This is a genomic window from Roseibium salinum (assembly GCF_026240905.1).
In the GTDB taxonomy this organism is placed as follows: domain Bacteria; phylum Pseudomonadota; class Alphaproteobacteria; order Rhizobiales; family Stappiaceae; genus Roseibium; species Roseibium salinum.
This window is the reverse complement of sequence record NZ_JAPEVI010000003.1, coordinates 1,203,191-1,229,852: the sequence shown is the minus strand read 5'-3', so window position 1 is coordinate 1,229,852 and position 26,662 is coordinate 1,203,191. Positions and strand designations below refer to the sequence as shown.

General features: G+C 59.9%; 24 protein-coding genes, 1 tRNA gene and 2 pseudogenes. 14 read left to right on the top strand and 13 right to left on the bottom strand.

The annotated features are described in order from the left end of the window. Positions 1–51: 51 nt before the first annotated feature. The 3 genes and pseudogenes from ON753_RS10255 to eutB all read right to left on the bottom strand — a co-directional run bounded on the left by ON753_RS10255 (position 52) and on the right by eutB (position 2,567). Entirely contained in the window at positions 52–567 is a 516-nt protein-coding gene (locus tag ON753_RS10255; RefSeq protein ID WP_265962416.1) for an Lrp/AsnC family transcriptional regulator, read from the bottom strand. Positions 568–575: 8 nt separating this feature from the next. Further along, positions 576–1,571 carry a cyclodeaminase gene (locus ON753_RS10250; RefSeq protein WP_265962415.1) on the bottom strand — a complete coding sequence of 332 codons (996 nt, stop codon included), beginning with the start codon at positions 1,569–1,571 and terminating at the stop codon, positions 576–578. Next, positions 1,561–2,567: pseudogene (eutB, locus tag ON753_RS10245) on the bottom strand (hydroxyectoine utilization dehydratase EutB). The gene ON753_RS10250 and the pseudogene eutB overlap by 11 nt, the downstream one beginning before the upstream one ends. 177 nt (positions 2,568–2,744) lie before the next feature. On the opposite strand from eutB, the gene ON753_RS10240 reads away from it, so the two are divergent. From ON753_RS10240 to ON753_RS10225, 4 genes are read left to right on the top strand one after another with little or no spacing between them, the layout of a single operon-like run. Then, the gene (locus ON753_RS10240) at positions 2,745–3,929 is read left to right on the top strand and encodes a M24 family metallopeptidase (protein ID WP_265962414.1); all 1,185 of its coding nucleotides are present in this window, start codon (positions 2,745–2,747) and stop codon (positions 3,927–3,929) included. A gap of 7 nt (positions 3,930–3,936) precedes the next feature. Then, entirely contained in the window at positions 3,937–5,112 is a 1,176-nt protein-coding gene (gene argE, locus ON753_RS10235) for an acetylornithine deacetylase (protein ID WP_265962413.1), read from the top strand. Further along, positions 5,109–5,648 carry a GntR family transcriptional regulator gene (locus ON753_RS10230; RefSeq protein ID WP_265962412.1) on the top strand — a complete coding sequence of 180 codons (540 nt, stop codon included), beginning with the start codon at positions 5,109–5,111 and terminating at the stop codon, positions 5,646–5,648. The genes argE and ON753_RS10230 overlap by 4 nt, the downstream gene beginning before the upstream one ends. Before the next feature lie 14 nt (positions 5,649–5,662). Further along, a complete protein-coding gene (locus ON753_RS10225) occupies positions 5,663–5,827 on the top strand; it encodes a hypothetical protein (RefSeq protein ID WP_265962411.1) in 165 nt (54 codons plus the stop codon). 121 nt (positions 5,828–5,948) lie between these two features. On the opposite strand, the gene ON753_RS10220 is transcribed toward ON753_RS10225, so the two are convergent. From ON753_RS10220 to ON753_RS10205, 4 genes are all read right to left on the bottom strand, one after another. Then, positions 5,949–6,656, bottom strand: coding sequence for a carbonic anhydrase (locus ON753_RS10220; RefSeq protein WP_265962410.1), 708 nt, complete (start codon positions 6,654–6,656; stop codon positions 5,949–5,951). Positions 6,657–6,725: 69 nt separating this feature from the next. Continuing rightward, positions 6,726–7,925, bottom strand: a complete 1,200-nt coding sequence (locus tag ON753_RS10215) for a serine hydrolase domain-containing protein (RefSeq protein WP_265962409.1) — start codon at positions 7,923–7,925, stop codon at positions 6,726–6,728. A 195-nt stretch (positions 7,926–8,120) separates the two neighbouring features. Further along, positions 8,121–9,068, bottom strand: coding sequence for a helix-turn-helix domain-containing protein (locus tag ON753_RS10210; RefSeq protein ID WP_265962408.1), 948 nt, complete (start codon positions 9,066–9,068; stop codon positions 8,121–8,123). A gap of 330 nt (positions 9,069–9,398) precedes the next feature. Beyond that, positions 9,399–9,472: transfer RNA gene (locus ON753_RS10205), tRNA-Gln, on the bottom strand. 341 nt (positions 9,473–9,813) lie between these two features. Here ON753_RS10205 and ON753_RS10200 point away from each other — a divergent pair. From ON753_RS10200 to ON753_RS10185, 4 genes are all read left to right on the top strand, one after another. Next, on the top strand, positions 9,814–11,481 hold the full coding sequence (locus tag ON753_RS10200) for a Ppx/GppA phosphatase family protein (protein WP_265962407.1): 1,668 nt from the start codon (positions 9,814–9,816) through the stop codon (positions 11,479–11,481). Beyond that, on the top strand, positions 11,456–12,187 hold the full coding sequence (locus ON753_RS10195; RefSeq protein ID WP_265962406.1) for an RlmE family RNA methyltransferase: 732 nt from the start codon (positions 11,456–11,458) through the stop codon (positions 12,185–12,187). The genes ON753_RS10200 and ON753_RS10195 overlap by 26 nt, the downstream gene beginning before the upstream one ends. A 206-nt stretch (positions 12,188–12,393) precedes the next feature. Next, positions 12,394–13,896 (top strand): IMP dehydrogenase, encoded by a 1,503-nt coding sequence (gene guaB / locus ON753_RS10190; protein ID WP_265962404.1) that lies wholly within the window; start codon positions 12,394–12,396, stop codon positions 13,894–13,896. A 49-nt stretch (positions 13,897–13,945) separates the two neighbouring features. Further along, the gene (locus tag ON753_RS10185) at positions 13,946–15,238 is read left to right on the top strand and encodes an RsmB/NOP family class I SAM-dependent RNA methyltransferase (RefSeq protein WP_265962403.1); all 1,293 of its coding nucleotides are present in this window, start codon (positions 13,946–13,948) and stop codon (positions 15,236–15,238) included. Positions 15,239–15,269: 31 nt separating this feature from the next. On the opposite strand, the gene ON753_RS10180 is transcribed toward ON753_RS10185, so the two are convergent. Next, positions 15,270–16,472: a tetratricopeptide repeat protein gene (locus ON753_RS10180; RefSeq protein ID WP_265962402.1), complete on the bottom strand. Its 1,203-nt coding sequence runs from the start codon at positions 16,470–16,472 to the stop codon at positions 15,270–15,272. A gap of 266 nt (positions 16,473–16,738) precedes the next feature. Between ON753_RS10180 and guaA the strand changes: the two are divergent. Further along, positions 16,739–18,294: pseudogene (gene guaA / locus ON753_RS10175) on the top strand (glutamine-hydrolyzing GMP synthase). A 106-nt stretch (positions 18,295–18,400) separates the two neighbouring features. After that, complete coding sequence (locus ON753_RS10170; RefSeq protein WP_265962401.1) at positions 18,401–20,401, top strand: acyltransferase family protein; 2,001 nt, start codon at positions 18,401–18,403, stop codon at positions 20,399–20,401. A 149-nt stretch (positions 20,402–20,550) separates the two neighbouring features. On the opposite strand, the gene wrbA is transcribed toward ON753_RS10170, so the two are convergent. Next, positions 20,551–21,153, bottom strand: coding sequence for an NAD(P)H:quinone oxidoreductase (gene wrbA / locus ON753_RS10165; RefSeq protein WP_265962400.1), 603 nt, complete (start codon positions 21,151–21,153; stop codon positions 20,551–20,553). Between the two features lie 174 nt (positions 21,154–21,327). On the opposite strand from wrbA, the gene ON753_RS10160 reads away from it, so the two are divergent. Together ON753_RS10160 and ON753_RS10155 are read left to right on the top strand one after the other, a co-directional pair. Next, positions 21,328–21,810 (top strand): SRPBCC family protein, encoded by a 483-nt coding sequence (locus tag ON753_RS10160; RefSeq protein ID WP_265962399.1) that lies wholly within the window; start codon positions 21,328–21,330, stop codon positions 21,808–21,810. Positions 21,811–21,908: 98 nt separating this feature from the next. Further along, positions 21,909–22,358 (top strand): hypothetical protein, encoded by a 450-nt coding sequence (locus tag ON753_RS10155; RefSeq protein ID WP_265962398.1) that lies wholly within the window; start codon positions 21,909–21,911, stop codon positions 22,356–22,358. Positions 22,359–22,418: 60 nt separating this feature from the next. Here ON753_RS10155 and ON753_RS10150 read toward each other — a convergent pair whose 3' ends face one another. Both ON753_RS10150 and ON753_RS10145 read right to left on the bottom strand, forming a co-directional pair. Then, positions 22,419–22,757 (bottom strand): TraR/DksA family transcriptional regulator, encoded by a 339-nt coding sequence (locus ON753_RS10150; protein ID WP_377047030.1) that lies wholly within the window; start codon positions 22,755–22,757, stop codon positions 22,419–22,421. A 62-nt stretch (positions 22,758–22,819) separates the two neighbouring features. Next, complete coding sequence (locus ON753_RS10145) at positions 22,820–23,833, bottom strand: zinc-binding alcohol dehydrogenase family protein (protein WP_265962396.1); 1,014 nt, start codon at positions 23,831–23,833, stop codon at positions 22,820–22,822. Between the two features lie 105 nt (positions 23,834–23,938). On the opposite strand from ON753_RS10145, the gene ON753_RS10140 reads away from it, so the two are divergent. Then, on the top strand, positions 23,939–24,343 hold the full coding sequence (locus ON753_RS10140; RefSeq protein ID WP_265962395.1) for a winged helix-turn-helix transcriptional regulator: 405 nt from the start codon (positions 23,939–23,941) through the stop codon (positions 24,341–24,343). Positions 24,344–24,375: 32 nt separating this feature from the next. Here ON753_RS10140 and ON753_RS10135 read toward each other — a convergent pair whose 3' ends face one another. Beyond that, positions 24,376–25,338 (bottom strand): cation diffusion facilitator family transporter, encoded by a 963-nt coding sequence (locus ON753_RS10135; protein ID WP_265962394.1) that lies wholly within the window; start codon positions 25,336–25,338, stop codon positions 24,376–24,378. 134 nt (positions 25,339–25,472) lie between these two features. On the opposite strand from ON753_RS10135, the gene ON753_RS10130 reads away from it, so the two are divergent. Next, positions 25,473–25,850 carry a hypothetical protein gene (locus tag ON753_RS10130; protein WP_265962393.1) on the top strand — a complete coding sequence of 126 codons (378 nt, stop codon included), beginning with the start codon at positions 25,473–25,475 and terminating at the stop codon, positions 25,848–25,850. Positions 25,851–25,874: 24 nt separating this feature from the next. Here the strand turns inward: ON753_RS10130 and ON753_RS10125 are convergent, their stop codons facing one another. After that, entirely contained in the window at positions 25,875–26,510 is a 636-nt protein-coding gene (locus ON753_RS10125) for a MarC family protein (protein WP_265962392.1), read from the bottom strand. Positions 26,511–26,662: the final 152 nt, after the last annotated feature.

The window sequence follows — 26,662 nt, the reverse complement described above, 5'->3', positions numbered from 1 at the left end:
GATGGCGGAACGAAACGACCAAAGTTCAGGAAAAATAGGGGCGTTTCGTTCTCATTCGCTGCGGTCGGCGTCGGATTCGGTTCCCAGCAGTCCTGCGTACAGGTCATCGAGCGGAAGCCCGGCGTTCTGCTTCACCGGTTTGGTGACCACGTAGGTGAAGTAGCGTACCACGCTCAGTTCGCGGTCCAGCAGGGCATCCATGAACCGCTGATAGGCATCGATGTCGCGGGCAACGATCTGCATCAGGTAATCGAGACCGCCGCCAATGGCCCAGCAGGCCGTTACCGCCTCATATTCGCGGATCGCCCGTTCGAATTTCTGGAAGTATTCCGCGCGGTGGTGTTCCAGTTCAACTGTCACGAACACGGTGACATGGGGACCGAGGTTCTTGAGCGAGATGTTGGCGGAATAGCCCTCGATGATCCCTGCGCTTTCCAGCCGTTCCAGCCTTTTCCAGCAGGGGCTCGGGCTCAGGTTGATGCGCTTGGCAAGATCGGCTTTCGAAATGCGGCCCTCCCGCGACAGCACCTTGAGGATGTCCAGATCTCTATTGTCCAGTTTGATCATGAAAGCTTTCAGGCGGTTATCGTGGTTCCAGCTTGAGCTTTCGCGACTTTTCCCAGCGTGAATGTGGCGATCGCCGTGTCCTGTACGCCGGTTCCGGTCAGATCGCACACGGTGATCTGGTCTTCGCTGCTCCGTCCGGGCGCGTGTCCCGCGATCACTTCGCCGAGTTCGCGGATACCGGCAGTGGACTCAAGACGGCCGGTTTCCAATGCGGTCCTCAATTCGCCCATCTTTTCACACTGGCTGATCCGGTCACAGACCAGAACGTCCGCGCACGCCAGGAGATCCGGAGACAGTTCGTTCTTGTTTTCCTGGTCGGACCCCATCGCCGTGATGTGCAGACCCGGATGCAGGCAGTCCGCGTCCAGCAGAAACTTCTTTGCCGGCGTGGTGGTGACGACGAGTTGGCTTCTTGCAACGAGCTCATGTCGGTCCGCAACAGCCTTCACATCGACGCCCAGCACCGTTGTCATTTCCGCTGCGAGCCGCTCGGCCTTGTCGCTGTCGCGCCCCCAGATCAGCACGTTCTTGACTGAGCGGACCTTTGCGGCGGCAATCATCTGTAGCCGAGCCTGAACGCCCGTGCCGAGAATGCCGGCGGTGGTCACCTTGTCCGGGGCAAGATGACGTGCGGCAACGGCGCCGGCCGCGGCCGTACGGATGTCGGTCAGGTAGCCGTTGTCGAGAAACACGGCCTGCACCAGTCCCGTTTTGGCGGAGAAGAGGATCATCAGGCCGTTCAGGCTGGGCAGACCGATAGAGGGATTGTTGAAGAATCCCGGGGAGACCTTGATCGCAAAGCCGTCGAGACCCGGCACATAGGCGGTTTTCACGTCCACTTCCGCATTCTCATCGGGAAGCGCCATCGACAGCACGGGCGGCATGACGACCTTTTCGGTGGCGAGTTTGGCAAAGGCGTTTTCAATGTAATTGATGACTTCAAGATCCAGATGAACGGACCTGCGCAGCTCCGTCTCTGTCACAAGCTTTATCTCATGGGGCATAGGCAGCTCCCTTCAGCAGGTAGTCACCGAGCAGGATGTCCTGACCGGAGACGATACTTGTAAACTGATTCATATCGACGTTGCGGCCGGTGATGATGGTGGCTACCGGTCCTTCCAGGTCCGGCAGCTTGCCGGCAAGGCATGCAGCGATGCCGACGGCACAGGCGCCCTCGGCAACATGGCTGTCTTCATAATAGAGCGCCTGCATGCCACGGTAGATTTCCTCTTCACTGACCAGGACGATATCGTCAAGAAGATCCCGGCACATCCTGAAGGAAAGCCGGTTCTCCAGCCCGATGCCGCCCCCGAGAGAATCGGCCAGGCTCGCAACTTCGGGCACTTCCACGGGATGTCCGGCCGCGATCGAGGCATGCATCGCCGCGCCGCGGTCCATGGTGAGACCGATGACCCGGATACCGGGATTTATCGTTTTTGCCGCAAGCGCCACTCCCGCCGCCAGCCCCCTCCGGAGAGGGGAATGAGGAGCGTCCTGAGGTCGGGAAGGTCTTCAAGGACTTCTGCGCCGATGGTGCCTTGGCCGGCGATCACATGCGGATCGTCAAAGGGGGAGATATCCGCCACGCCCGGTTCATTGCCAATCCGCCGGCATTCGGCGAGTGCATCGTCCTGACTGGTGCCGATGATCCTGACCTCTGCGCCCAGGGCCCTGACCCCATCGATCTTGGTTTTCGGGACGAGGGACGACATGCAGATCACCGCCTTCAGCCCCAGCTCTCTTGCCGCATAGGCAACGCTCCGGCCGTGATTGCCGGTCGAGCAGCAGGTAAGGGTGTTCGTGCCCGGATCGACATTCTGCGCGGCGTTGGTCGCCCCGCGCAGCTTGAAAGCCCCGGTCGGCTGCATGGTTTCCATCTTCAGGTGAAATGGAACGCCCGCCGTTTCCGAAAGAAAACGGGAGGGCAGGAGCGGCGTTCGGACAACCTTGCCCGAAATCGCCTTTTGAGCGGCGAGGATATCTACAAATGTCAAATCCATGACGCCCCCTTGACCCGAGAGTATAGCCGAAAAGCCCGCCTTAGGCGGAAATTGCGCTATTTGTGTACAATTAATCAAAAAGCCGCAAGAGGAAGATCTGTAAACGGCAAATTTTCTTGCATTTGAATTCTGTCTTATGGTTATTTGTGTACAAATGCTTTGTCGAGGATGAACACAATGCCTGGTCAGGATCTCCCTTTCAGCCAATCGGAATATCAACGGCGCCTTCAACTGATCCGCAACGACATGAATATGCGCGGCATCGACGTCCTGTTTCTCGAGGATCCGTCGAATATGTCCTGGACCACCGGCTATGACGGCTGGTCCTTCTACGTCCACCAGGGCGTCCTCGTCTTCCTTGACGAAGATCCCATCTGGTGGGGGCGTCGTCAGGACGCCAATGGCGCGCGGCGCACGGTCTGGATGGATGATGAGCGCGTAAGCGCCTATGCGGATCGCTACATCCAGTCCTCCCATTGCCATCCCATGCAGGACCTTTCGAGCCTGTTGAAGTCCAAGGGCTACGAAAACAAGCGCATCGGAGTGGAACTGGAGAATTACTATTTCTCCGCAAAGGCCTACCTGACCATGCGGGAGGACTTGCCGAACGCTGAGTTCGTGGACGCCACGGGCATGGTCAACTGGCTCCGTGCCGTCAAGTCGGATGAAGAGCTGGTGTTCATGCGCAAGGCCGCCAGGATTTCCGAGAAGATCATGGACGGGGTCTTCGAGCGTGTGAAACCCGGCATGCGCAAGGCGGATCTGGTCGCGGAAATCTATGCGGACGCGATCCGAGGCCTTGACGATGCCTGGGGAGACTACCCGGCAATCGTGCCGCTTCTTCCCAGTGGCGCCGATGCATCCGCGCCGCACCTGACGTGGGACGGCCGGTTCATGCAAAAGGGCGAAGCGACCTTCTTCGAACTGTCAGGCTGCTTCCGCCGTTATCATGCACCGCTCTGCCGCACCGTCTTTCTGGGAGATCCGCCGCAATATCTCCTGGATGCGGAACAGGCCCTGATCGAAGGGCTGGAAGCCGGCCTTGAAACCGCACGGGCCGGCAACACGGCCGGTGATGTCGCCCGCGCGCTCGCAAAACCGCTTGAAGCGGCCGGAATCGAACGCTCGGACCGGGCCGGTTATCCGATCGGGCTGTCCTATCCGCCGGATTGGGGCGAGCGCACGATTTCCATCCGCCATGAGGACAATACTGTCCTCAAACCCGGCATGACGTTCCACTTCATGCCGGGACTGTGGATGGACGGCTGGGGTCTTGAGATCACCGAGAGCATCCTCATCAAGGAAGAGGGGCATGCCGAATGCCTTTGCAACCGGCCGCGCAGACTGTTTGTGAAGAACTGAGGTCGGAATGTCCTTAGCTCATCTCACACGCACGATTTCCATCCTCGACCGGCTGATCGGTTTTCCGACTGTTTCGGCGGACAGTAATCTCGGCTTGATCGAGTACGCGGCCGGTCTGCTGGAAGACTGCGGTGCGCGCGTGAAGGTCTATTGGGACAGCACGGGCAGGAAGGCAAATGTCTTTGCAACGTTCGGTCCCGATACGTCCGGCGGTATCGTGCTGTCGGGACACACGGACGTGGTTCCGGTCGATGCTGCGGAATGGACAAGCGACCCGTTCCAGATGCGCCAGGCGGAGGGGCTTCTCTATGGCCGTGGCACCTGCGACATGAAGGGCTTCATCGCCGCGGTTCTTGCAAAAGCGCCCGACTACGCCGCCCTGGACCTGAAGCGTCCCTTGCACATAGCGCTCACCTACGACGAGGAGGTTGGCTGTTTCGGAGCCCGGCATCTGGTCGAGGAACTCCAGGCAGCGGACATCCGGCCCTCCGTCGCCATCATCGGCGAACCGACAGAAATGCGCGTCATCGAGGGCCACAAGGGCTGTTACGAATATACGACCGCCTTTCATGGCACGGATGGACACGGCTCCGAACCGGATAAAGGGGTCAACGCCATCCATGTGGCTGCCGCCTTCATCGGCAAGATGATGGAGGTCGCCGAGAAGATGAAAGATAAGGCCGGACCTGACAGCCAGCGTTACTCGCCTCCGTGGACGACGCTGCAGACGGGCCGGATCGAAGGCGGTTCCGCGCGCAACGTGATCGCCCGCCACTGTGCGGTAGAGTGGGAAATGCGCCCGGTGCGGAACGAAGATGCACGGGAAGTGAAGGCGGTCCTTGAAGCCTATTGCCGAAACGTCCTGCTGCCACAAATGCAGCAGGTCTATCCCGATGCCGATATCGTGACAGAAGTGATCGGCGAAGTCGCGGGCCTGGCGGTTGCAAACGAAAACGAGGCGAGGGACATCGTCACGGCCCTGACGGGGGCAAATCTCTGCGATGTCGTCTCCTTCGGCACGGAAGCGGGACTGTTCCAGGCGCTCGGCATGTCGGTGGTCGTCTGCGGTCCGGGCTCGATCGCCCAGGCCCACCAGCCGGACGAATTCATTTCGCTCGACCAGCTTGAGAAATGCCTCTCCATGCTGTCGGGACTTGAAAAGACCCTGTTGCAACCGGCATGAGCCCGTTCCACGAACTCGAAACGATAGATGTCGCGGCCTGGCTGGAAAGGGCAGCGAACGCTCAGGAGCGGTTCCAGATCATGTATTCGGTCTTGCGGGACCGGATCTGCATGCTTGTCTATCCGCCCGGAACCCAGCTCACCGAGGAAGGCCTGGCCGCCGAATTCGGCGTCAGCCGATCCCCGCTCCGCAAGGCCTTGCAGATCCTCGAAGCTGACGGCCTGCTCCAGTCGCAACAGGGCGTTGGAACAATCGTGAGCGAAGTCGACCTGGAAGAACTCATTCAGGTCTATCAGTTGCGCATGGAACTCAACGAACTGGCGGGAAAGCTGTCGCCAAGCCCCGCTACGGACACGTTGAAGGGCCTTTTTGAAGACATGCGGAAGAAGGCGGCCAGGCTTCGCGAGACGCCGACCTGGGAAGAGTTTGCCCGGCTGAACATCGACTTCTTCCACGCCTTCCAGCAGTTGTCCGACAACGAACCTTTGCGGGATGTCTCGGAGAAGCTTTTTACCAGACCTGCCGGATCTGGCTGACTTACCTGCCCCACATGGCGCTGACGAAGGAAGTCGAGATTTTCAGCCGCGAAATTGAGGAGATAGCCGGTGCCGTCGCCTTGGGCGACATCCACGCGGCCGCATTGACCCGGCGAGCCCATCTGTCCATGGGTCTCATCCGCCTGCGCTCACTTGCACACAAGGGTCTCCTCGATTGACGGCCGGGCTCGTCGGAGGTTTCCGGATCAAGCTGGTTTAGAGCATCGACCGGGTGTGCCGTGGGCGCCGGGATCACCGGCGCCTCCGTCTTTGCACTCACCACGCGGATCACACCGCTCGCTATAGAAACGCCACTTTCCCGGTGGCTATGTCATATATTCCGGCGGAGGATTTGATCTTTCCCGAGGCATGGAAGTCGGACAGGATCGGATCCGCAACGGCCGCCTTTTCCGCGTTGAGCTTGGCGTTCTGCGCGGTTGCAGCGGCCAGAAGATCGGCCGGATTATCGGCCATGGCGTCATAGACCGCGGGACGGATCGCATTGACAAGGCTCGGCAGATGGCCGGGGGGCAGGATCTTGTCCTGGATGGACTCGATCGTGGCACGGACCGCGCCGCAGGATGTATGCCCGAGAACGACAATCGTCTTGATGCCCAGAACGGCAGCGCCGAATTCCAGACTTGCCAGCCCGTCCTCATTGATGAAATTGCCCGCGACGCGGACGACAAAAAGATCGCCCGGTCCCTGATCGAAAATCAGCTCCGGCACGACGCGGGAGTCCGAACAGGTTACGACGGCCGCAAAAGGTTGTTGTCCCGTGGACCGGGCGGACCGGCCGACAGAATGATCCGTGTTGATCGGCGAATTCGCCACATAACGGGCGTTGCCGTCGATCAAACGCTTCAGCGCTTCATCGGGCGTGGCCGGCGGTGCTTCGCTCGATTGCGCGAACGCCATGGAGCCTGACGAGGCCGCCAGGGTCAGTGCCAGGCCGCCTGCAAACAGCCCCCGGCGGCTGATGGTTCCTTTAGTACAATCCTGACACATGCTATTTCCTCCTGAATGGTCTGCCGCGGATCTGACAGATTGCGAGACCGGTCCGACCCCACCCGTCATCTAGCGGGTGTAGGTCGCGTAAAGATGCTGCAAGACGGCGCCCGCCGCCGTATTGGCTGCGGCTCCGGGAAAATTGGTCGTCACGACGATGGCGAGGTCCTGCTCCGGGTCGATGACAATCCGGGCAAGGTTCATTGAATTCGAGCCGTTGTGGGTCAACAGGGGCCTGTCCGCCCAGTCAAAGCTCACGGTACCCCAGCCAAGACCGTAGCCGCCCGTGGCCGGCGTTCCTGGCGGCGGGTTGTCCCGAACGGGCGTTTGGACCTTGACGGACTGGAGGTGGTGCAACGTCTCCGGCGACACGAGCACCGGCCCGCGCCCACCCTTACCGGCATTCCAGCCTGCCCATTTGGCGTAGTCGGAAATCGACATATGTGCATTGCCGGCCGGAGCGATGACCTGCGGCACATCTGCTGCAGGTCCCCAAAGCATTGGTGTCACGCTGCCGTCCGGCTCAATCCGGTGTCCGACCGGCGCGTCGACCCGCCCATAGGTCGCCTGGGGCCCGAGTCCCGCCGTGCGCATCTCCAGGGGCGTGAAAATCCGCTGGCGCATCAGCTGCTCCCAGGGCGTCCCCGTGACCTCCTCAATCATCATCCCGGCAATGACATAGCCCAGGTTGGAGTATTGGAACGGCGACCCATCAGGCACGGAAATCTCGTTGTTCTTCCAAGCGTTCAGCAGGCGAAGGCGCAGATCGGTCAGGTTGTGATCAAAGACATCGGCGCTGAAATAGAGGTCAAGGATCGTCTCGTTGTCGCTGGGAATGCCGCTTGAGTGGGAAAGCAGCTGCTCGAGCGTAGCGTTGGCCAGGCTTGCACTCATTCCCTTCACATCGTCGCCGAGTATCTCACCGACCCGGGAATCCCACCGCAGTTTCCCCTCTTCCACAAGCATTCCGGCCAAGGTCGCGGTCATGGCCTTGGTATTCGAACCGATATGGAAACGGTCATCGATCGTCACAGGAATGTCTTCCCCAAGAATGCGCGTGCCGACGGCGGCGGCCGAGACGATCTCGCCGTTCTTTACCACGGCGGCCGCAATCGCGGGCAAACCGTATTTGATCCGGATACCGGTCAGATAGATATCGAGATCAACGGCCTGGGCAGACACGGGGAAAAGCAGGGACATCGCGACCAGCAAGCCGGCGACAAGGCATCCAGGCATTGGGCGGTTTGTGGGCGTGGCACGTTGGGTCATGACCTCAGGTATCCGAAGCTGTCTCGCAGGTGGGCCGACGGATTGCATTTTCATCCGCATCGCCAGGGGGCGAGCGAAGCAAGCCGATGCAATTCGTCAACAGGATAGCGCGCTTGGTTGGAGAGTGACTATCCGATTTCCGCAATGGTTAAGGGAGCGGACGAACTTGTCGGTCGGCGGGGGTCGACGAATGGCTCAGCAGGCAAGCGTGGCGGACGGTGCTTCGTCAAAAACGCGCTTATAGTCATGGGAAAAACGGCCGAGATGGAAAAACCCGAACCGCATGGCCGCCGCGGTCACGGTCGTCTCCCGGTGAGTCGACCTCAGGAGCATTGTCCTGACGCGGTTGAGCCGCAACAGGCGAAGGTAGGCCATCGGGGACATTCCGGCGTAGGCACCGAAGGCATATTGAAGCGTACGCTCGCTGACACCGACCGCCCTGCAGATGTCGACCATTGTGGGCGGCTCGTCGGTCTCAATGCGGTCTTCGGCAAAGGCACGCGCCTCGCGGCAAATGCGGAACGCACGGAGCCGCGCAGCGGGCGGCACTGCTTCCGCGGGGGCTTGTGTCGTTGACGTCGCGATCTGCAGCACCGTCTGAAACAGAAGGCGGCGCATGATGTCCGCCACCGGCGCACCGCGCTGTCTGGCAGCCATGCCGGCGGCCCTGAACCACACCTCGACCGCATCCTGGAACAGGGCCTTTTGCCTTGAATAGAGCAGCTTGATCCCCTGTGGGGCGATTTCCCATTCGGCAGGGTTCAGCACGCGTGCAGCGTCCAGGAATTCAACCTGGTCGAGACTGACATAAGTGGTCTGCGCTCCGGCCGGAACATGAAGGTCGAACTCGGTCTTCTCCGGCAAAAAGAAGATCGCGTCCGCGTCGCCCGCTCCGTGCTCTGAAAACCGGAAGGCCGGGTCCAGGGTGCAATAGGAGATTGTGCAGAGATTGTCCGGTGTGGCGCCCAGTTTCTGAACCGCAGTTTCCTGACACTCACGAACGAGGCGCTGATTTCCCAGTTCGAGGCTGTGCAACGCTCCCAGACACTTGCCCTGGCCGAGCTGAATGCACTCCATTTCAATCCATGGCTGCATCGCCGCCTGAGCAGCGGCATGGTCGATCAGGCTCGAGCGCAGGCTCACACCATCTACTGCAGCGGTCTGTCTCCGACTGGATTCATGCAACCGGAAGCCCCCCTGCAAACACTCCATGTCTTTCAGGGCTAGAGCAAACTGATCCTTTTGCAAAGGACTATTGCGGCGGCAGGTAGCTCCTGCGTTCTGGTCCGCCAGTGATTGGGGCTTTTCACGCGAAATGGCTGCTTCCGGTCAATGTCTGACGTGGAATTTGAGAGCATTAGGCGAGGGCACCGGTTCCGGGGACCAGTTTTGGGCATCAGTTGGACGCTTCGACTGAAAACACGGAAATCGTGGTCCGCTTTTCTGAAACGTATCAATAACTTACGGAAGAGTTGGCTGGGGAACCTGGATTCGAACCAGGACTAACGGAGTCAGAGTCCGTGGGTCTACCGTTAACCTATTCCCCAACGAGGCCCAAGATATGGACATCTGGCTGCGAACGGATGTGGTTTAAACCGTCCGCTGCGATTTCTTTGCCGGATATACCGTCATCGTATTCCGGATTGCAAGAGCCGTTTTGGAATTTTTTGTGAAATTACGTTCGTTGCCCGGCTCTCGCTGAGGAGCCCCGCTGTCAGACTTAAAGAGAGCTTTTCCATCGGCAGGCAACCTGTTACAGTTTTGACAACGAAAGATACGGCTTCCAGCTGTGCCCCGTGAATGTGGCAGGTGCGCGGGAGGCCTGAAAGGCATAAACGTGACTCAGTCAGGTCAGGAACCGCCCTCGGACGGGCGTCGTACCGCTGATGTGTCCGGAAACAGCGGGGCCCGCTCAGGGTCCAGGGGATCGGCCAAACGGCGCCGCAAGCGCCGCTCCGGCCAGGGTCCGAAAGGCAATGGGTTTGCGCAGGGCAATGCCGCTGCAGCAGCAACAACGCCTCAAGACCCGGGACCAGTCCAGGCCCGAACTGTATCCGGATCCGTCGATCAGATTACCAATCCGCAGGCCCGGCCCGCGGACGCCGAAGGATCTGCACCGGGCTCAGGAAAACGGCGAAAGAAACGCAGGCGCGGACATGGTTCGCCGCCGGCCGGGAGCGAAGGCGCCAACGGCCGTGTCGCGGGTATAGCTGAAGGGCACGGCAATCCGCACAACGCCGAGGCGCCAACCAGCTTCAAGAGCAAGAAGGCCGCGCGCAGACGTGGCCGTCGTCGTCGGCAGGCCGAAAATGGCCCTGCCAACGGACAGCCTGTTCACAACGGCTCTCCGGCAGCCACGCCGTCGCCGGACCTCCGCTCCGATGGCCAGGTCCTGGGGCAAACGCCGCCCGAACGCGCCGCGAAGCAAGCAGACATCCGCGTGCCGAAGGACGGCAGTGAACAGTTTCGCCGCCACCGCCCCGGTTATCAGAACGGCTATGCCAGAAACGCTCAGAACGGCGCGCCGCTCTATGCCGCCCTGGACCTTGGAACCAACAATTGCCGCCTCCTGATTGCCCGCCCCGAGGAACGGGGGTTCCGGGTTGTGGATGCCTATTCCCGCATCGTGCGCCTGGGCGAGGGGGTCGGATCCAACAGGCGGCTGAGCGACGCCGCCATGGACCGCGCCATAGATGCGCTGGCCAATTGTCATCGTAAACTGGCTGACAGAGGCGTTTCGCGTTCGCGTCTGATTGCCACGGAAGCCTGCCGCGCGGCGGAAAACGGTGCCGAATTCATCGACCGCGTCAAATCCGAAACTGGCCTTGCCCTGGAAGTCGTCAACCGCGAGACGGAGGCGCGCCTGGCCGTTGCCGGATGCGCTTCGCTCGTCGATCACGATGCGGACGGCGTTATCCTGTTCGATATCGGCGGCGGATCGTCGGAGATCGTCTGGCTCGACCTGCGCAATCGATGCGGCGCTCGCGGATACGCCCTGACGCGCTTTATCCGGTCCTGGATCTCGCTGCCGGTCGGTGTCGTCAATCTGGCTGAACGCCATGGCGGTGTTCATGTCACGCCCGAGGTCTTCGAGGCAATGATCGAAGACGCGGCCGGACACCTGGCGTCTTTCAGCCTGGCGAGCAGCCTCACCGAGGCCATTTCCTCGGGCAAGGTGCACATGCTCGGCACGTCGGGAACCGTTACCACCCTTGCGGGCGTGCATCTGGGCCTGAAAAGGTACGACCGGCGCCGGGTGGACGGCACATGGCTGGAAGACGGCGATGTCGCCAGGATGATTGATCAACTGCGCGATATGCCCTATGAGGCTCGCGTCGAGAACCCTTGCATCGGCGCGGACCGCGCCGATCTCGTTCTGGCCGGATGCGCCATTCTCGAGGCGATCCGCCGGCGCTGGAGCTGTTCAAGGCTGCGGGTTGCGGACCGTGGCCTGCGCGAGGGCATTTTAACCGAATTGATGGCAGCTGACGGTGTCTGGGCACACAGGAAGTCCGGTAACCGGCACGAACGTGGCCGCCAAAGGAACAGAGCATGAGCGGTGCAAAAAGAAGGGAACGGGCGACCGGGGCCTCCACGTCAAGGTGAAGACGGCCGCGGGGCGCCGCGAATCTTCAACCCGCTGGCTGGCACGGCAGCTCAATGACCCCTATGTGCGCCGGGCGAAGATGGACGGCTACCGGTCTCGAGCCGCCTACAAGCTCATTGAAATCGACGACAAGCACAAATTGCTGAAGCCGGGTTACCGGGTCGTCGACCTGGGCTGTGCACCGGGCGGCTGGATGCAGGTCGCGGTGGAGAGGGTGAAGTCCAGCGCCGAGGCGCCGAAGGTGGTCGGCATCGACTATCTCGACGTGGACCACGTTCCCGGCGCCGTTTTTCTCAAGAAGGATTTTCTCGATGACGACGCGCCGGCAGCCCTGCTGGAGGCGCTCGGCGGTCACAAGCCGGATGTCATCCTGTCGGATATGGCCGCGCCGACCACCGGCCACAAACAGACGGACCACCTGCGGACGACTCACCTGTTTGAAATTGCGATCGATTTCGCCCGCCGGAATCTCGTTCCCGGCGGTTCGTTTCTTGCAAAGGTTTTCCGGGGCGGCACCGAAAACGCCCTGTTGCAGGACCTGAAACGCGAATTCAAGACGGTTTCTCACCTGAAACCGCCCGCAAGCCGCAAGGAAAGTCCGGAGCTGTATGTCATTGCCAAGGGCTTTCGCGGCAGCGATCTCGATCCGGATTGACCGGGCGGACAGGTGCCGCAGCGCACAGGCCGCGGAATGCCGCGGATAGGCTCATAGGCATGGAAAGAAAGGCGATGCCCCTTTTCTTTCTGTCACCTGCATGTTATTGACCCGCGCCAACTTCTCCGGCACAGCCGAAGCGACTCGAAAGATGCAGGCCTTAGCTGGCGTGCGTCTTAATTATCTTTTCAAAAGGGGAATTGGCAATGGCTTCCTTCTTTGTCCCGTCTACCGGTCAACTGGCCCTGACCTTTGACGACGTCCTGCTGATCCCCGGACATTCGGAGGTCATGCCGGGGCAGGTGGACCTGCGGACCAAGGTCACGCGAGAGCTGGAACTCAATATTCCTATCCTGTCGTCGGCGATGGATACGGTTACCGAAGGGCGCCTGGCAATCGCCATGGCGCAGGCGGGTGGCATCGGCGTCATTCATCGCAACCTGTCGCTCGACCGGCAGGCCGAAGAAGTCCGCATGGTCAAGAAATTCGAATCCGGCATGGTGGTCAATCCTCTTGTCATCGGCCCGGATGCCACGCTTCAGGATGCTCTGGACCTGATGAAGCACTTTGGCATCTCCGGCGTGCCGGTGGTCGAAAACGGCGGTACGGGCGGCCAGACGACCGGCAAGCTCGTGGGCATCCTGACCAACCGTGATGTGCGCTTCGCCTCCAATCCGAACCAGAAGATCCACGAACTGATGACCAAGGACAAGCTGGTCACGGTGAGCGACAACGTCAGCCAGCAAGACGCCAAGCGCCTTCTGCACCAGAACCGGATCGAAAAGCTCCTCGTCGTCGATGAGAACCGGAACTGCATCGGCCTCATCACCGTCAAGGACATGGAAAAGGCACAGCTCAATCCGAATTCCTCGAAAGACAGCCAGGGACGCCTGCGCGTCGCCGCGGCCACGAGTGTCGGAGAGGAAGGGTTCGCCCGCGCGGAACGGCTGATCGATGCCGGCGTCGACATGCTGGTCGTCGACACCGCCCACGGCCATTCCCAGAAGGTCCTGGACATGGTGAAACAGGTGAAGACCCTGTCCAATTCCGTCCAGGTGCTGGCGGGCAACGTCGCCACGGCGGATGGTACCAAAGCCCTGATCGATGCGGGGGCCGATGCCGTGAAAGTCGGTATCGGACCGGGCTCCATCTGCACCACGCGGATTGTCGCCGGCGTCGGCGTGCCTCAACTGACCGCGATTCTTGAATCGGTCAATGAAGCCGACAAGCAAGGCGTTCCGGTCGTCGCCGATGGCGGCATCAAGTTCTCCGGCGACCTGGCCAAGGCCATTGCCGCAGGCGCAAGTTCCGTCATGGTCGGTTCGCTGCTGGCGGGCACCGAAGAAAGCCCGGGCGAGGTCTATCTGCACCAGGGTCGGTCCTACAAATCCTATCGCGGCATGGGGTCGGTCGGCGCCATGGCGCGGGGCTCCGCAGACCGGTACTTCCAGGCGGAAGTGCGCGACAGCCTGAAACTGGTACCTGAAGGGATCGAGGGCCAGGTGCCCTACAAGGGCTCTCTCAGCAGCGTTCTTCATCAGCTGGCAGGCGGACTGCGTGCCGCCATGGGTTACGTCGGCGGCAAGAACATCAAGGACTTCCAGGAAAAGGCGCGTTTTGTCCAGATTTCCGGCGCGGGCCTGCGGGAAAGTCATGCACACGACGTGACAATCACCCGGGAAAGCCCGAACTATCCTTCCAACATTTGATAAATAACACGCGGTGCAGGGGAATTAGACCCCGCACCAAAGGATCAGCATGAAAGATGGCGGACGCCTCGCGGCGGCAATTGAAGTTCTGACAGAAGTGGAAACCCGCCACCGACCGGTCCAGATCGCACTGAGGGACTGGGGCGCGGCACACCGCTTCGCCGGCTCCGGCGACCGGACGGTTATCGGCAATCTGGTTTTCGACGCGCTGCGCAACAAGGCCTCCCTTGCCGCGCTGATGCAGGACGAGACGCCGCGCGCGCTCATTCTGGCAACCTATTCATGCACCTGGCAAAAAGGCGTCGAAGCCTTGGCCGAAACGCTTTCGGGGGACCGGCATGCTCCCGAGCCCTTGAGCGAGGCGGAAGCGCGGACGCTGTCCGTTGGGCAGGCGCCGGATCCAGCCCCAGCATCGCAGGCGGATGTCCCCGAATGGCTGTGGCCGTCGTTTCAGGCCGTTTTCGGAGAAAACGCGGTTGAAGAGGGCAGGGCGCTTGCCAGGCGCGCGCCGGTTGATCTGCGGGCCAACACGCTGAAAGCCGACCGGGAAAAACTGCTCAAACGCCTGGCGCACACCGGCGCCGGACCGACTTCCCTGTCTCCGCTGTGTCTCCGGATCGAAGCCAAACCCGGCCTCGGGCGCATGCCCCATATCCAGGCTGAGGAAGGATACCGCAAGGGCTGGTTCGAGCTTCAGGACGAAGGCAGTCAGTTGGCGGCCCTTCTGGCACAGGCAAAACCCGGCGAGCAGGTTCTCGACTATTGCGCCGGCGGGGGTGGCAAGACGCTCGCCCTGGCGGCTGCAATGGAGAACAAGGGGCAGCTTTATGCCTATGATGCGGACCGCCTGCGCCTTGCGCCGATCCATGAGCGGTTGCAGCGGGCGGGTGTCCGCAACATTCAGGTCCGCGATCCGGCCAGCTCGACGCTGGAAGATCTCACCGGGCAGATGGACCTGGTGTTCATCGACGCCCCTTGCACGGGTACAGGCGTGTGGCGTCGCCGGCCGGATTCAAAATGGCGGCTGGCTGAAAAGGCGCTCGCCGACCGTATCGAGGATCAGCGCCATGTCCTTGAAAACGCAGGCCGGTATGTGAAGCCCGGCGGCCGTTTGGCCTATGTCACCTGCTCGGTATTGCCGGAAGAGAACCAGAATCAGGCAGCGTGGTTCCTCGAGAACCACCCCGATTTCAAATCGAGCTCTGCATTGGAAGCCTGGAAAAAGGCGCTGCCTGGCGCAAGTGAGCCGAAATATGTCTCCGAACACGGAGACCTTTTGCTGACACCCGCCTCAACCGGAACCGACGGCTTTTTCGTCGCATTGTTCGAGCGTCAGGCTTGAGTCGGGGCCAGCCAGGTCGAAGCTCATGAGATCAGGACTTGTCCTGACGCTGCAGGCCGAGAACGTTTGGTATCTGGCCCTGTGCGTCTGACGAGGCTTCGGGATCCGGTTGGGGCTTTTTGTCTGCGGATCCGGTTTCCTGCGTGGCCGCCTCGGACCGGTCCTTTTCAGGTTTCTCGACCGGAGCCTTCTCCTGCGGACGCTCTTCGTCGGCGGCTGGTTTCACTTCGGCGGAGACCGGCTCCGTCCTGGGTTTTCCAGCTTCCGCCGAAATCAGGTTTTCCACGAAACGCCTGATCTCCGGATCGAGGCTCTTGCCTGCCGAGAGCGCCGTCAGGACCGAGCGGGCCTGGTTGGCGTGTTTCTGGGCCGCCAGCGCTGCTCCCAGGGCATTCAGCGGTCCCTGTGCCTTGTTGTCCAGGTCATAGCCGGTAAGCGCGAACTTCAGCCCCGCGGCAGGCCTGCCGAGTTTGCGCGCCAGAACGCTGAGCCTTACCAGCACCGGCACCGAACGCGGGTTGCGCTTGAGAGCTTCTTCCGCCGCCTCGTAGGCATCCTCCAGCGCTCCCTTTCCGGAGAGGGCATCCGACATCAGTTCAAGCGGAAGGGGATCTGCCGGAGTAAGCTGGCTTGCTCTCAAGGTGAGTTCGATGATTTCGTCGAAACGCTTGCGGCGTATCAGAATTTCCGACAGGCCGAGAAGAGCGGGAACATAATCCGGCGCAGCCTTGAGCGCTTTCCGGTAGGCGGCAATTGCGGCGGTGCTCTGATCGGACTTCGCCTGGATTTCAGCGAAAAGCGATAGAACCGCAGGCGACTCCGGCAACAGACCCATAAGACGCCTTACCGGCACTTCCGCGTCGGCCGTCATGTCCTCCTTGAGAAGAACACTCGCAAATCCGTAAAGCGCGTTGCGGTTGTCAGGTGTCTGCTCGAGGACTTCCGCGAAATTCTGCTTGGCATTGGCAAGATCGCCGAGGAGGAGCTGGCAATTGCCGAGGCTCGCGCGGGCACTGAGGTGATCGGGTTCTGCGAAGACGATCCGGCGAAGCTGCGACTGCGCTTCTTCCAGGTAGCCCGCCTGCAACAGCGCGCAAGCGGTCCGGTAGGCGATCTCCGTATCCTGGGGCGCAAGTTCCTGCGCCTTGAGATAGGAGACAAGGGCCTTGTCCAGGTCGCCTGATTTTTCCAGGGATACGGCTTCTTCAAAAGCTTTACGGGCAGCTGCGGTCATTTGGTCAAAAGTATCCTCAAGCCCCTGCCTGCAGCCTCAGTTCCTGCCGTCCCGAGACGCGACGGCTTTGGTTAACCTAAGTAGGCCGGGGCTGCGGGTCAAAAGCGAATTTGCTCCGTGCACAGATTGTCCGCTGTTTTATTTGCCTGCCAGGCATATAACGGCTCTCACACAGCCCCGCCGGACCGGCAAAAAATGCTGTGCGGGACCGGTTCAAGTGCGAATTTCATATTCATTTTAACGGAAAGACCGGTTAGAAGCTGCCCATGACCCAGCACGACCGTCTCCTCATCATCGACTTCGGCTCTCAGGTGACCCAGCTCATCGCGCGGCGCCTGCGTGAGCTGAACGTCTATTGCGAAATTCATCCGTTCCAGAACGTCACGGACGCCTTCCTGGCGGACTTCACGCCGAAGGCAGTGATCTTCTCGGGCGGGCCGTCGTCGGTGTTTGCCGAGGGCGCCCCGATGCCGCCCCACAAGGTCTTCGAACTGGGTGTTCCGATCCTCGGCATTTGCTATGGCCAGCAGGTGATGATGCATTGCCTCGGCGGCAAGGTTGAAAGGGGCGATGGCACGGCAGAGTTCGGCCGCGCCTATGTGACACCGACGGAAAAAAGCTGCCGCTGCTCGAGGGCTGGTTCGAGGCCGACCGCGAGCAGGTCTGGATGAGCCACGGCGATCACGTCAGCGAGATTGCCCCGGGCTTTGATGTCTACGGCACGTCGCCGAATGCGCCATTCGCCATCACCGCCGACCCGGTCCGGAATTTCTTTGCCGTTCAGTTCCACCCGGAAGTGCATCACACCCCCAATGGCAAGAAGCTCTACGAGAACTTCGTCCGTCTCGCCGGCTTCACGGGTGACTGGACGATGGGCGCCTACCGGGAAGACGCGATCGCCAAGATCCGCGCGCAGGTGGGCGACAGAAAGGTCATTTGCGGCCTGTCCGGCGGCGTCGACAGCTCGGTCGCCGCTGTCCTGATCCACGAGGCGATCGGCGAACAGCTGACCTGCGTTTTCGTGGATCACGGCCTGCTTCGCTTGAACGAGGCCGACCAGGTTGTCACCATGTTCCGGGATCACTACAACATCCCGCTGATCCACGCGGACGAGGCTGACCTGTTCCTCGGGGAGCTTGAGGGCATTTCCGATCCGGAGCAGAAACGCAAGACGATCGGCAGGCTGTTCATCGACGTCTTTCAGAAGCACGCCAATGACATCGAGGGGGCGGAGTTCCTGGCCCAGGGCACCCTCTATCCGGATGTGATCGAAAGCGTCAGCTTCTCGGGCGGACCATCCGTGACTATCAAATCCCACCACAACGTGGGCGGACTGCCGGAAAAGATGGGCATGAAGCTTGTCGAGCCGCTCAGGGAGCTTTTCAAGGACGAGGTGAGGGAGCTTGGCCGCGAGCTCGGTCTGCCCGAAAGCTTCATCGGGCGCCATCCCTTCCCCGGACCCGGCCTCGCCATCCGCTGCCCGGGAGAAATCACCCGCGAAAAGCTGGATATTCTGCGCAAGGCCGATGCCGTCTATATCGACCAGATCCGCAAGCACGGCCTCTATGACGAAATCTGGCAGGCCTTCGTCGCGATCCTGCCCGTGCGCACGGTCGGCGTGATGGGCGACTACCGCACCTACGACTACGCCTGCGCCCTGCGCGCCGTCACGTCCGTCGACGGCATGACCGCGGACTACTACCCGTTCAGCCACGAGTTCCTCGGCGAAACCGCAACCCGTATCATCAACGAGGTGCAGGGGATCAACCGGGTGACCTACGACATCACCTCCAAACCGCCGGGAACGATCGAGTGGGAGTGAGGGGAATGTAGCGCCCCAAGCTTTTTCGGTGAAAAAAGGTAGTTCCTGAGCTACAACCAAGTTGTTTTTGTTCTCGAAATTTTTTCCAGGCCCTGAATTCTATCCAATGCATTCTTCAAAAAGTTCGACAGGTCAAATCGGTTATCGCGCGGACATTGATGGCCTGCGCGGAATTGCCGTTTCTGCCGTCATCCTCTTCCACGCCAACTTCACCCTGTTTCGCGGTGGCTTCGTCGGCGTCGACATATTCTTCGTGATCAGTGGTTTTCTGATTACCGCGATCAGTCTGCGAGAATGGGAACTTGGCCGGTTCGGAATCCTGAGGTTTTTTGAAAAGCGAGCACGCCGGATTCTGCCGGCGCTGTTTCTCGTCACCGCCGTCAGTGTCCCATTTGCGCTGACGATTCCAAATCCGCTGCAGACAAAGCAGTTTCTCGAAAGCGTGCTCTATGTGCTTTCGTTTTCATCGAACTTCCATTTCTGGGCTCAAACCGGTTATTTCGATACGTCTGCCGAACTGAAACCGTTGCTCCACACGTGGAGCCTTGCGGTCGAAGAGCAATATTACATTCTTTTCCCGTTCCTGCTTCTGGTCCTCGTCCGGCTCAGGGCGTCGCTTGCGACCCTGTTTCTGGTGGTGGCGTTTATCCTCAGTATCGGTCTGGCGCAAATCCTGATTGACCAAGGGCAGAAGCTGACCGCCTTCTATCTGTTGCCAAGCCGTGTCTGGGAAATTCTGGCGGGTGTTCTCTGTGCGCTCGCTTCTCGCAAAGGTCTCGCCGACAGGATCGTCGGGAAGGTGGCGGAGATACTGGCAGGGATTGGACTGGTTCTCGTCATGGTCTCGATTCCAGTGTTCAACGACAACACGGTCACGCCGGGCCCGCATGCACTCATTCCCGTTGTCGGGACTGCCTTGATCCTGATGTTTTCCCGCAGCGGCGGGCGCGTCTATCGAATACTCTCCAACAAACCGCTGGTCTTTATCGGTCTGATCAGTTTCAGCGCCTACCTCTGGCACCAGCCGCTCTTTGCATTTGCTCGCCTTAGTGTGGACGAGCCGCTTTCGCCGGCGATTATGGGCGCGCTGTGCCTGATTGTTGTGCCTCTTTCGTACCTGTCGTGGCGGTTTGTCGAGGTCCCGTTCAGAAACCGCGCGACGGTAACGTTGCCCGGCTTCATTGGCACAGGGCTGCCACTGACTGCTGCGCTTGTATTGGTTTCCGTCGTCGGAATCCGGAATTACGGATATATCTACTACCGGTATCCGGAAGACGTCGCGTCGACCTACGAGACTGTTCTTCGATCAGTAAATTACGACTTCGATGCAGCTATGTATGACAACGGCGACTGTGTGTTTTCAAGTCGCAGCATCAAGGGCAAAACGGAAGAACGGTTTGCCGATTGCGTGCAACGCTACGGACCGGCGACAATCGTCATTGGCGACAGCCATGGCATGAACATCTCCAACATACTGGCAAAAACCGAAGCGTATGACTTCCTGCTGGGCCTGGCCGCTCACGGACACCAGGCTCACAAGTCACATACGTCGAACTGGTACCACCGGCATGTCTTGCCCTTTGTGGAGCAAAACCGACAAAACATTGAAAAGGTCATTTATCACCAGACGGAATCGACATTCTGGCACCCGGCAACCGAACCGGCCACCAGCCCTTCGGAGAGTAATCTGAACCGTGCCGATGTTGAAAAGGTGATGAAACTCATGTCTGATCTTTCAGCTTACGCCCAGACGGTCTGGCTTGGTCCGTTTCCAAACTACGGCGCAGATCCGGTCAGGGCGGTATTCGACCTTTCAATGCGGACCATGGCGAAGAACCAGCAGGAAAGATTGTTTGTTCTCGATAACCATGTCCTCGAAGTGTCAAAACGCCGCAACTTTTTCTACGCCAGGTTCGCTGATCTTTACCCAGTGCCTGAAAGTCCGTTTTTCGACGATTGCACCATGTACAAGGACGCAGATCATTTCAGTTCCTGCGGTGAGGGGATGGTTGCTGCCTGGATTGCGAAAAACGGGACACTGAAGGCATTGGACTCGAATAGGAGCAGGACTTCAGTTCAACTGGATGCTGGTTTGCCCGTCCAGTGACGGGTTGCAGTTCGAAAAGTCCGTAATGTTACCTGCAACCTGTCGGCCGCTCGGATTTCAGTGAGCGAACAGCGCTTGACCGACAGCACCCGCCTGCCAGCGCGGCTCGTTGACACGCTGTTTCGCGCTTCCACTTCAGCCACAAAATCCTAAGCAGCCTTGGCGAGCTTTCCGGCGATCTCCGCAACGTGCCGCCCTTGGAAGCGGGCGCCATCGAGTTCGTTGTTGGTGGGTTGGCGGTCGCCTTCGCCTGCCAGGGTGGATGAGCCGTAGGGCGAACAGCCGGTGATCTCATCCATTCTCATCATGCCCTTGAAGCTGTAGGGCAGGCCCACGATGACCATGCCGAGATGCAAGAGCACGATTTGCGTCGACACGATGGTCGTCTCCTGGCCGCCGTGCTGGGTCGCGGTCGAGGTGAAGACGCTTGCGACCTTGCCGACCAGTTTGTCGTTGGCCCACAGAGAGCCGGTCTGATCGAGGAAGTTCTTCATTTGCGAGGCCATGTTGCCGTAGCGGGTCGGCGTGCCGAAGATGATGGCGTCATATTCCGTCAACTCGTCCGGTTTTGCCACAGGTGCAGGCTGGTCGGTCTTGTAGCCCGATTTCTCGGCGACCTCGTCGGGCACCAGTTCCGGCACCCGCTTGAGGACCACATCGGCACCCGTTTCCCGCGCGCCTTCGGCGACGGCACCTGCCATGGTTTCAGTGTGGCCGTAGCTGGAATAGTAGAGTACGAGAATTTTGGTCATACCGCTGCCTGCTTTTGATTTCAGAGTTCAACTCTGGAACGCAGCGACAAAGCGATAGTTCCCCGCGGTGGTTTCCGGATTTCCAGGAGCATCCGGGCCGCCATGCAATGACAGGGTGAGCCGACAGCCGTCGGCTCTCGCGCAGAACGCACGAGAAACAGTCGAGCCAATCCAATGACCCGTGAAAGACCTGCAGGACACGAGTTGCAGCTGGTGCGCCTTCTGGATGCGCCGATCGCAAATGTGTGGCGTTGCTGGACAGAGCCGAGGCTGCTGGAGCAATGGTTCGGGCCGCAGTCCTGGACGACGGAGGTCAAGAACCTCGAGCCGCGCGCTGGTGGGGCAACCCACATTGTCATGCGCGGTCCGAATGGCGATGTGTCGGATGGTGCCGGCATGTTCCTGGACGCGATTCCCGAACGGCGGTTGGTGTTTACCAACGCCTATACTGCCGGCTGGATACCGGCCGAGGTTCCGGCGGTCGTTCCGTTCATGACCACGATCATCGAAATGTCCTGTGACGGTGACCGGACCCGCCATGTCGTCCGTGCCCGGCACTGGACCGAAGAGGCGCGCAGGCAGCACGAGGAAATGGGTTTCCATGACGGCTGGATTGAATCGACCACGCGACTGGAAACGCTGGCCCGGACGTTCTGACCTGCTTGCGGTCGGAGAAGAAACACATCGGGTGGGAAAATACGGATTTGCAGCCGCAGCGGAGCACCCGCAAATCGACAGCCATGGTACGCTAGCATATGAAACGAGAGAATCTTGAAGCCGACTGTTCGAACTGTGCGGCATTGTGCTGTGTGGTCTTTGCCTTCGACCAGTCCGAATCCTTCGCCATTGACAAGGCGGCCGGCGAAGTCTGCCCGAACCTCGATGATTGCGGCCAGTGTACCGTATTCGCGGACCGGACGACGCTTGGGTTCAAGGGTTGCATCGCCTACGATTGTTACGGGGCAGGCCAGCGTGTCACCCAGGAAGTGTTCCAGGGCAGAAGCTGGCGGCAGGATCCAAGGCTGATGGTGCCCATGGGCGCGGCTCTATCGGTTCTGCGCCGCATTCACGAGCAGCTCATGCTGCTCAGGACGGCGGCCGATCTGCCCCTGGATGCCGCCGAGCATAGCCAAGCAAAGGACCTCACACGGACGTTGACTCCCAGACCGGCTGGACGGAAGCCAGCCTGCAGGTGTTTCCGATAGATGCTGTTGCCAAGGAAGTAACTCACTTCCTGCGCAGTCTGCGCCGCCACATCAAACTCTCTAACGAGCACACTTGATGCACAGAGCCGCTGCAGGATCGACCTGGAGCCGTCGTTCCGCGATTTCCTCGCCGCATTCGGCGCAATATCCGTAATCGCCTTTGTCCAGGCGTTTGAGGGCAGCCTCGATGCGGTGCAAATGCGCCCGCCGCTGACGTTCGGAGGCCTGTGCCATGGCCTGGCCCTGAAGCGCATCCATGCGCGACAGTCTGCCGACGGATTGCTGATCGAGCGCAACCGTTGCCCGGGCCTCCTCGGAGTTTTCACTCAAGGATTCCAGCTCGGCCTTGAGTCTCAGTAATTCTTCGCGGACTGCGTCTTCATCAATCGGCATTGTCATCCTCCGGTGAAGAAGCATGACAATGCCGCGCCGATCTCGCAAGCCGCCGGAAGCAATCGAACTCAAAAACCGGCCAGAACGATCTTGCCTATCGTCTTGTTGCTTTCGATTTTCCTGTGCGCTTCACGAAGGTTTTGCGGGTCAATGGGTTCCATGACATCAGCCATGGTCGTGCGGATCCTGCCCGCATCCACCATCTCGCAAACGCGGTTGAGCAGTTTGCCCTGTTCGCCCATATCCGCGGTCTGAAACATCGACCGGGTAAACATCATTTCCCAATGGATCGAAACGGCTTTCAGCTTGAACGGCATGATGCTGAGGTTTTCCGCCTCATCGATCAGCAGGAAACGCCCCTGAGGCGCGATCAGCTCGGCAAGATCCTCCAGATGCCGCTCCGTATGTGTGGTCGAAAACACATAGCCTGGCGCTTCCAGCCCCAGGTCCTTGATTTGCGCAGCCAACGGTTTCGAATGATCGATCACATGATGCGCACCGAGGTCCAGGCACCAGCTTCGGCTTTCCGGCCGTGAGGCCGTTGCGATGACCGTCAGGTCGGTGAGTTGGCGGGCAAGCTGTATCGCAATGGACCCGACACCGCCCGCGCCGCCGACGATCAACAGGGTGTTGGCACCGGAGACGACCGGATCGTTGACCTTCAGGCGGTCGAACAGAGCTTCCCAGGCCGTGATGGATGTCAGGGGCAGCGCCGCTGCTTCGGCAAAGGTCAGAGACTTTGGCTTCCGGCCGACAATACGCTCGTCAACCAGATGAAACTCGGCATTGGTCCCGGGGCGGGTGATGTCGCCGGCGTAATAGACTTCGTCCCCCACTGCAAAATCGGTCACGTCCGGCCCCGTGGCCGCCACGACCCCGGCAGCGTCATAGCCGAGAACCACCGGCTGGCCGTTCTCGGGCGTTCTCGAAGTCCGGACTTTGGTGTCGACCGGATTGACGGCTACGGCCCTGATTTCAACAAGCAGTTCCCGGCCGGACGGGACGGGCGTGGGTTGTTCGAATGCAATGAGTGCGTTCTGGTTTTCAATGGGAAGAGATTCGAAATATCCGATGGTACGCATGTGCTGTCTCCTGAATTGCGTACCGCTCAATTTGACCATAAAGTCGACGCGCGCAAGAAAGCACATTTTTCGCAGTCACTTACTGAATTAGTATATAGGCACAAAATGGATACCGTAAAACGAGCAGCAGGAAAATCGACCCGCAATACCTACGAGTGCCATCCCGGCTGCTCGGTTGAGGCAGCTTTGAGCCTGATTGACGGCAAGTGGAAGGGCGTCATCCTCTACCTTCTGATGGAACGGCAGGTGTTGCGGTTCAACGAGTTTCAGAAGGCCTTGCCGGACATCACGCAGCGCGTGCTGACGGCTCAGTTGCGCAGTCTGGAGACGGACGGGCTGATCGAACGGACCGTTTACCCGGTCGTCCCGCCGAAGGTCGAGTACAGGCTGACGGAACTGGGCGCATCGCTGGCGCCGGTGATCTCGGCTCTGTCCGCCTGGGGAAATGAGAAGAAATTCCTCTGGCCGAAGGGCTTCAAGCGGGACAGCCATCTGCAGCAGGCGGGGTAAAAGCAATCCGCCCGATCCAGGCAGAACAGGAATCACTTGCTGTCCGGCGCGATCGCCTCCTTTTCCTCTTCCAGCATCTCTTCGTGGTGCTTTCTGGCCTGCACCTCGATGAACAGTCTCGTGACCTGCGGCATCTCCATCTTGATTGTACGCTCCAGGGAATAGATGGTTTCTTCCACGGATCCGGCTTTCACCTGGTCCACGAAATCGACCGACAAAGCCAGCAGAATGTCGCGCGGGCCGCGATGAAGGGTGCGGATCTCGTTGAGGTGACTGATGGCCGGAGTGGCGTTTATGATCGCCGTGATTTTCGAAAGCAACTCGGGCGATGCCCCTTCGCCGATCAGGAGGCCCTTGGTCTCGTAGGCCAGCAGTGTCGCGGTCAGCGCAAGAATGACGCCGATTGCCACCGATGCGGCACCATCGAGCCATTCAAGTCCGAGATACTGCACGCCCAGGAGACCGGCCAGGGCGACGATCAGGCCGAGCATGGCGGCACTGTCCTCGAACAGGACCGTGAAAACCGTCGGGTCCTTGCTGTCGCGCACAGCGGCGAATGTCGAGCGCGTACCGCGCACCCGTGCGAACTCCTTGTAGGCAATCCACCAGGCCACTGCTTCGAAAATCATGGCAAGGCCAAGTACGATATAGGCGATGTATGGATCGGAAACCGGGTGCGGATGCAGGATCTTCTGGATCCCTTCATAGATGGAGACCCCGGCACCAACCGCGAAAATCAGAATCGCAACCACAAACGACCAGAAATACAGCTCGGCTCCATAGCCAAAGGGGTGGCGCTCGTCGGCCACCTGCTTGGATTTCTTGAGACCGTGGAGAAGAAGTCCCTGATTGCCGGTATCGACGAGCGAGTGAATGCCTTCGGAAAGCATTGCTGACGAGCCGGTATAGGCCGCCGCGGCAAATTTCGTGACGGCGATCAGCGCGTTGCCCGCGAGCGCCGCGTAGATGACCTTTTTGGATCCGTGACCGGCCATGGTTGCCCCTTCGGTTGGTGGATTGTCCGTTGAGTTTCAGGCGCCGGAGCGTATGACGCATTCGTGACTTTGATCAAGCTCTTCTGCTTTGCGAAGATGCGTATGTGATCTTCATACAGACTGGGCAGAATCTGATGCAATCGGTTCGAAAAGCGATTTTGGCGCTCGTGGTCCCGGCCACTGTGTTCTCATCGTCCCGAAGCTTCGCTGGTGAGGTGGAAATCGTCGAGGCGAGCGCGAAGCGACACGGCGACAGCTGGACCTTTTCCGTCACGCTCAAACATGACGACAGCGGCTGGGACCACTACGCCGATCTCTGGCAGGTCATGGCGCCGGGCGGCGTGCTCCTGGGAGAGCGCGAACTGTTGCATCCGCACGTGGACGAACAACCCTTCACCCGCTCCTTGTCCGGAGTGCAACTCCCCGAGGATGTCACGGAAGTGATCATCAGGGCCAGGGACAGCGTCCACGATTTCTCACCGCAGGAATACAGGCTGGCGCTACCGGAATAGTTTCCAGGGTTCCGATAGGGGCATTTACGCTCTGACGAAGGTCAGGACGCCGTCAGCAACGAACTGAACGGAGAGGGCGGCCAGAAGGACGCCTAGCAAACGGGTGATGACAAGTTGTGCCGTGTCACCCAGAAGTCGCTCGATCTTGTCGGCAAGCAGGAACGCACCCAGACAGCTCAGCAGGATGATCGCGATGACCCCGCCAAGTCCGGCATAGGTGAGTGTGTCCGGCGCCTGGCTGGAAAGAAGAATGATCGCGGAAATCGCAGCCGGCCCCGATATCAGCGGGATCGCCAGCGGAAAGATGGCCAGTTCGTTGACCGTCCGGCGATGGGTTTCGGGATCGACCGCCTTTTCCACGGTCTCCGATTTTCTTTCCTGACGTTTGCCGAAAATCATCTCGATGGCGATCAGGAACAGAAGGATGCCGCCGGCGACACGGAACGCTGAAACCGATATGCCCAGAACATTCAGGACGGTCTGTCCCGAAACGTAGAACACGAGAAGAATTGCCGCCGCGGTCAGCGTCGCACGGATCGCCACGCGCCGCCTGTCCGCCCGGCTCATTCCCGCCGTGACGGCGAGGAACATCGGGGCCAGACCGACCGGGTCGATGGTAACGAAAAGCGTCGCGAATGCATTGATAAAATAGTCGATCATCTCTCGTCCTTGAGGCGTTTCTTGGCGGACCGATTCCACCTGACTACAGGGGTTTGGAGGCCATATCGACCCGGGTTGCCAAAATCATTTTACCGCCCTGTGCACATTTCCTGTAACGAATTGATAATGAAGACTTATTAGTTAGACGGAAA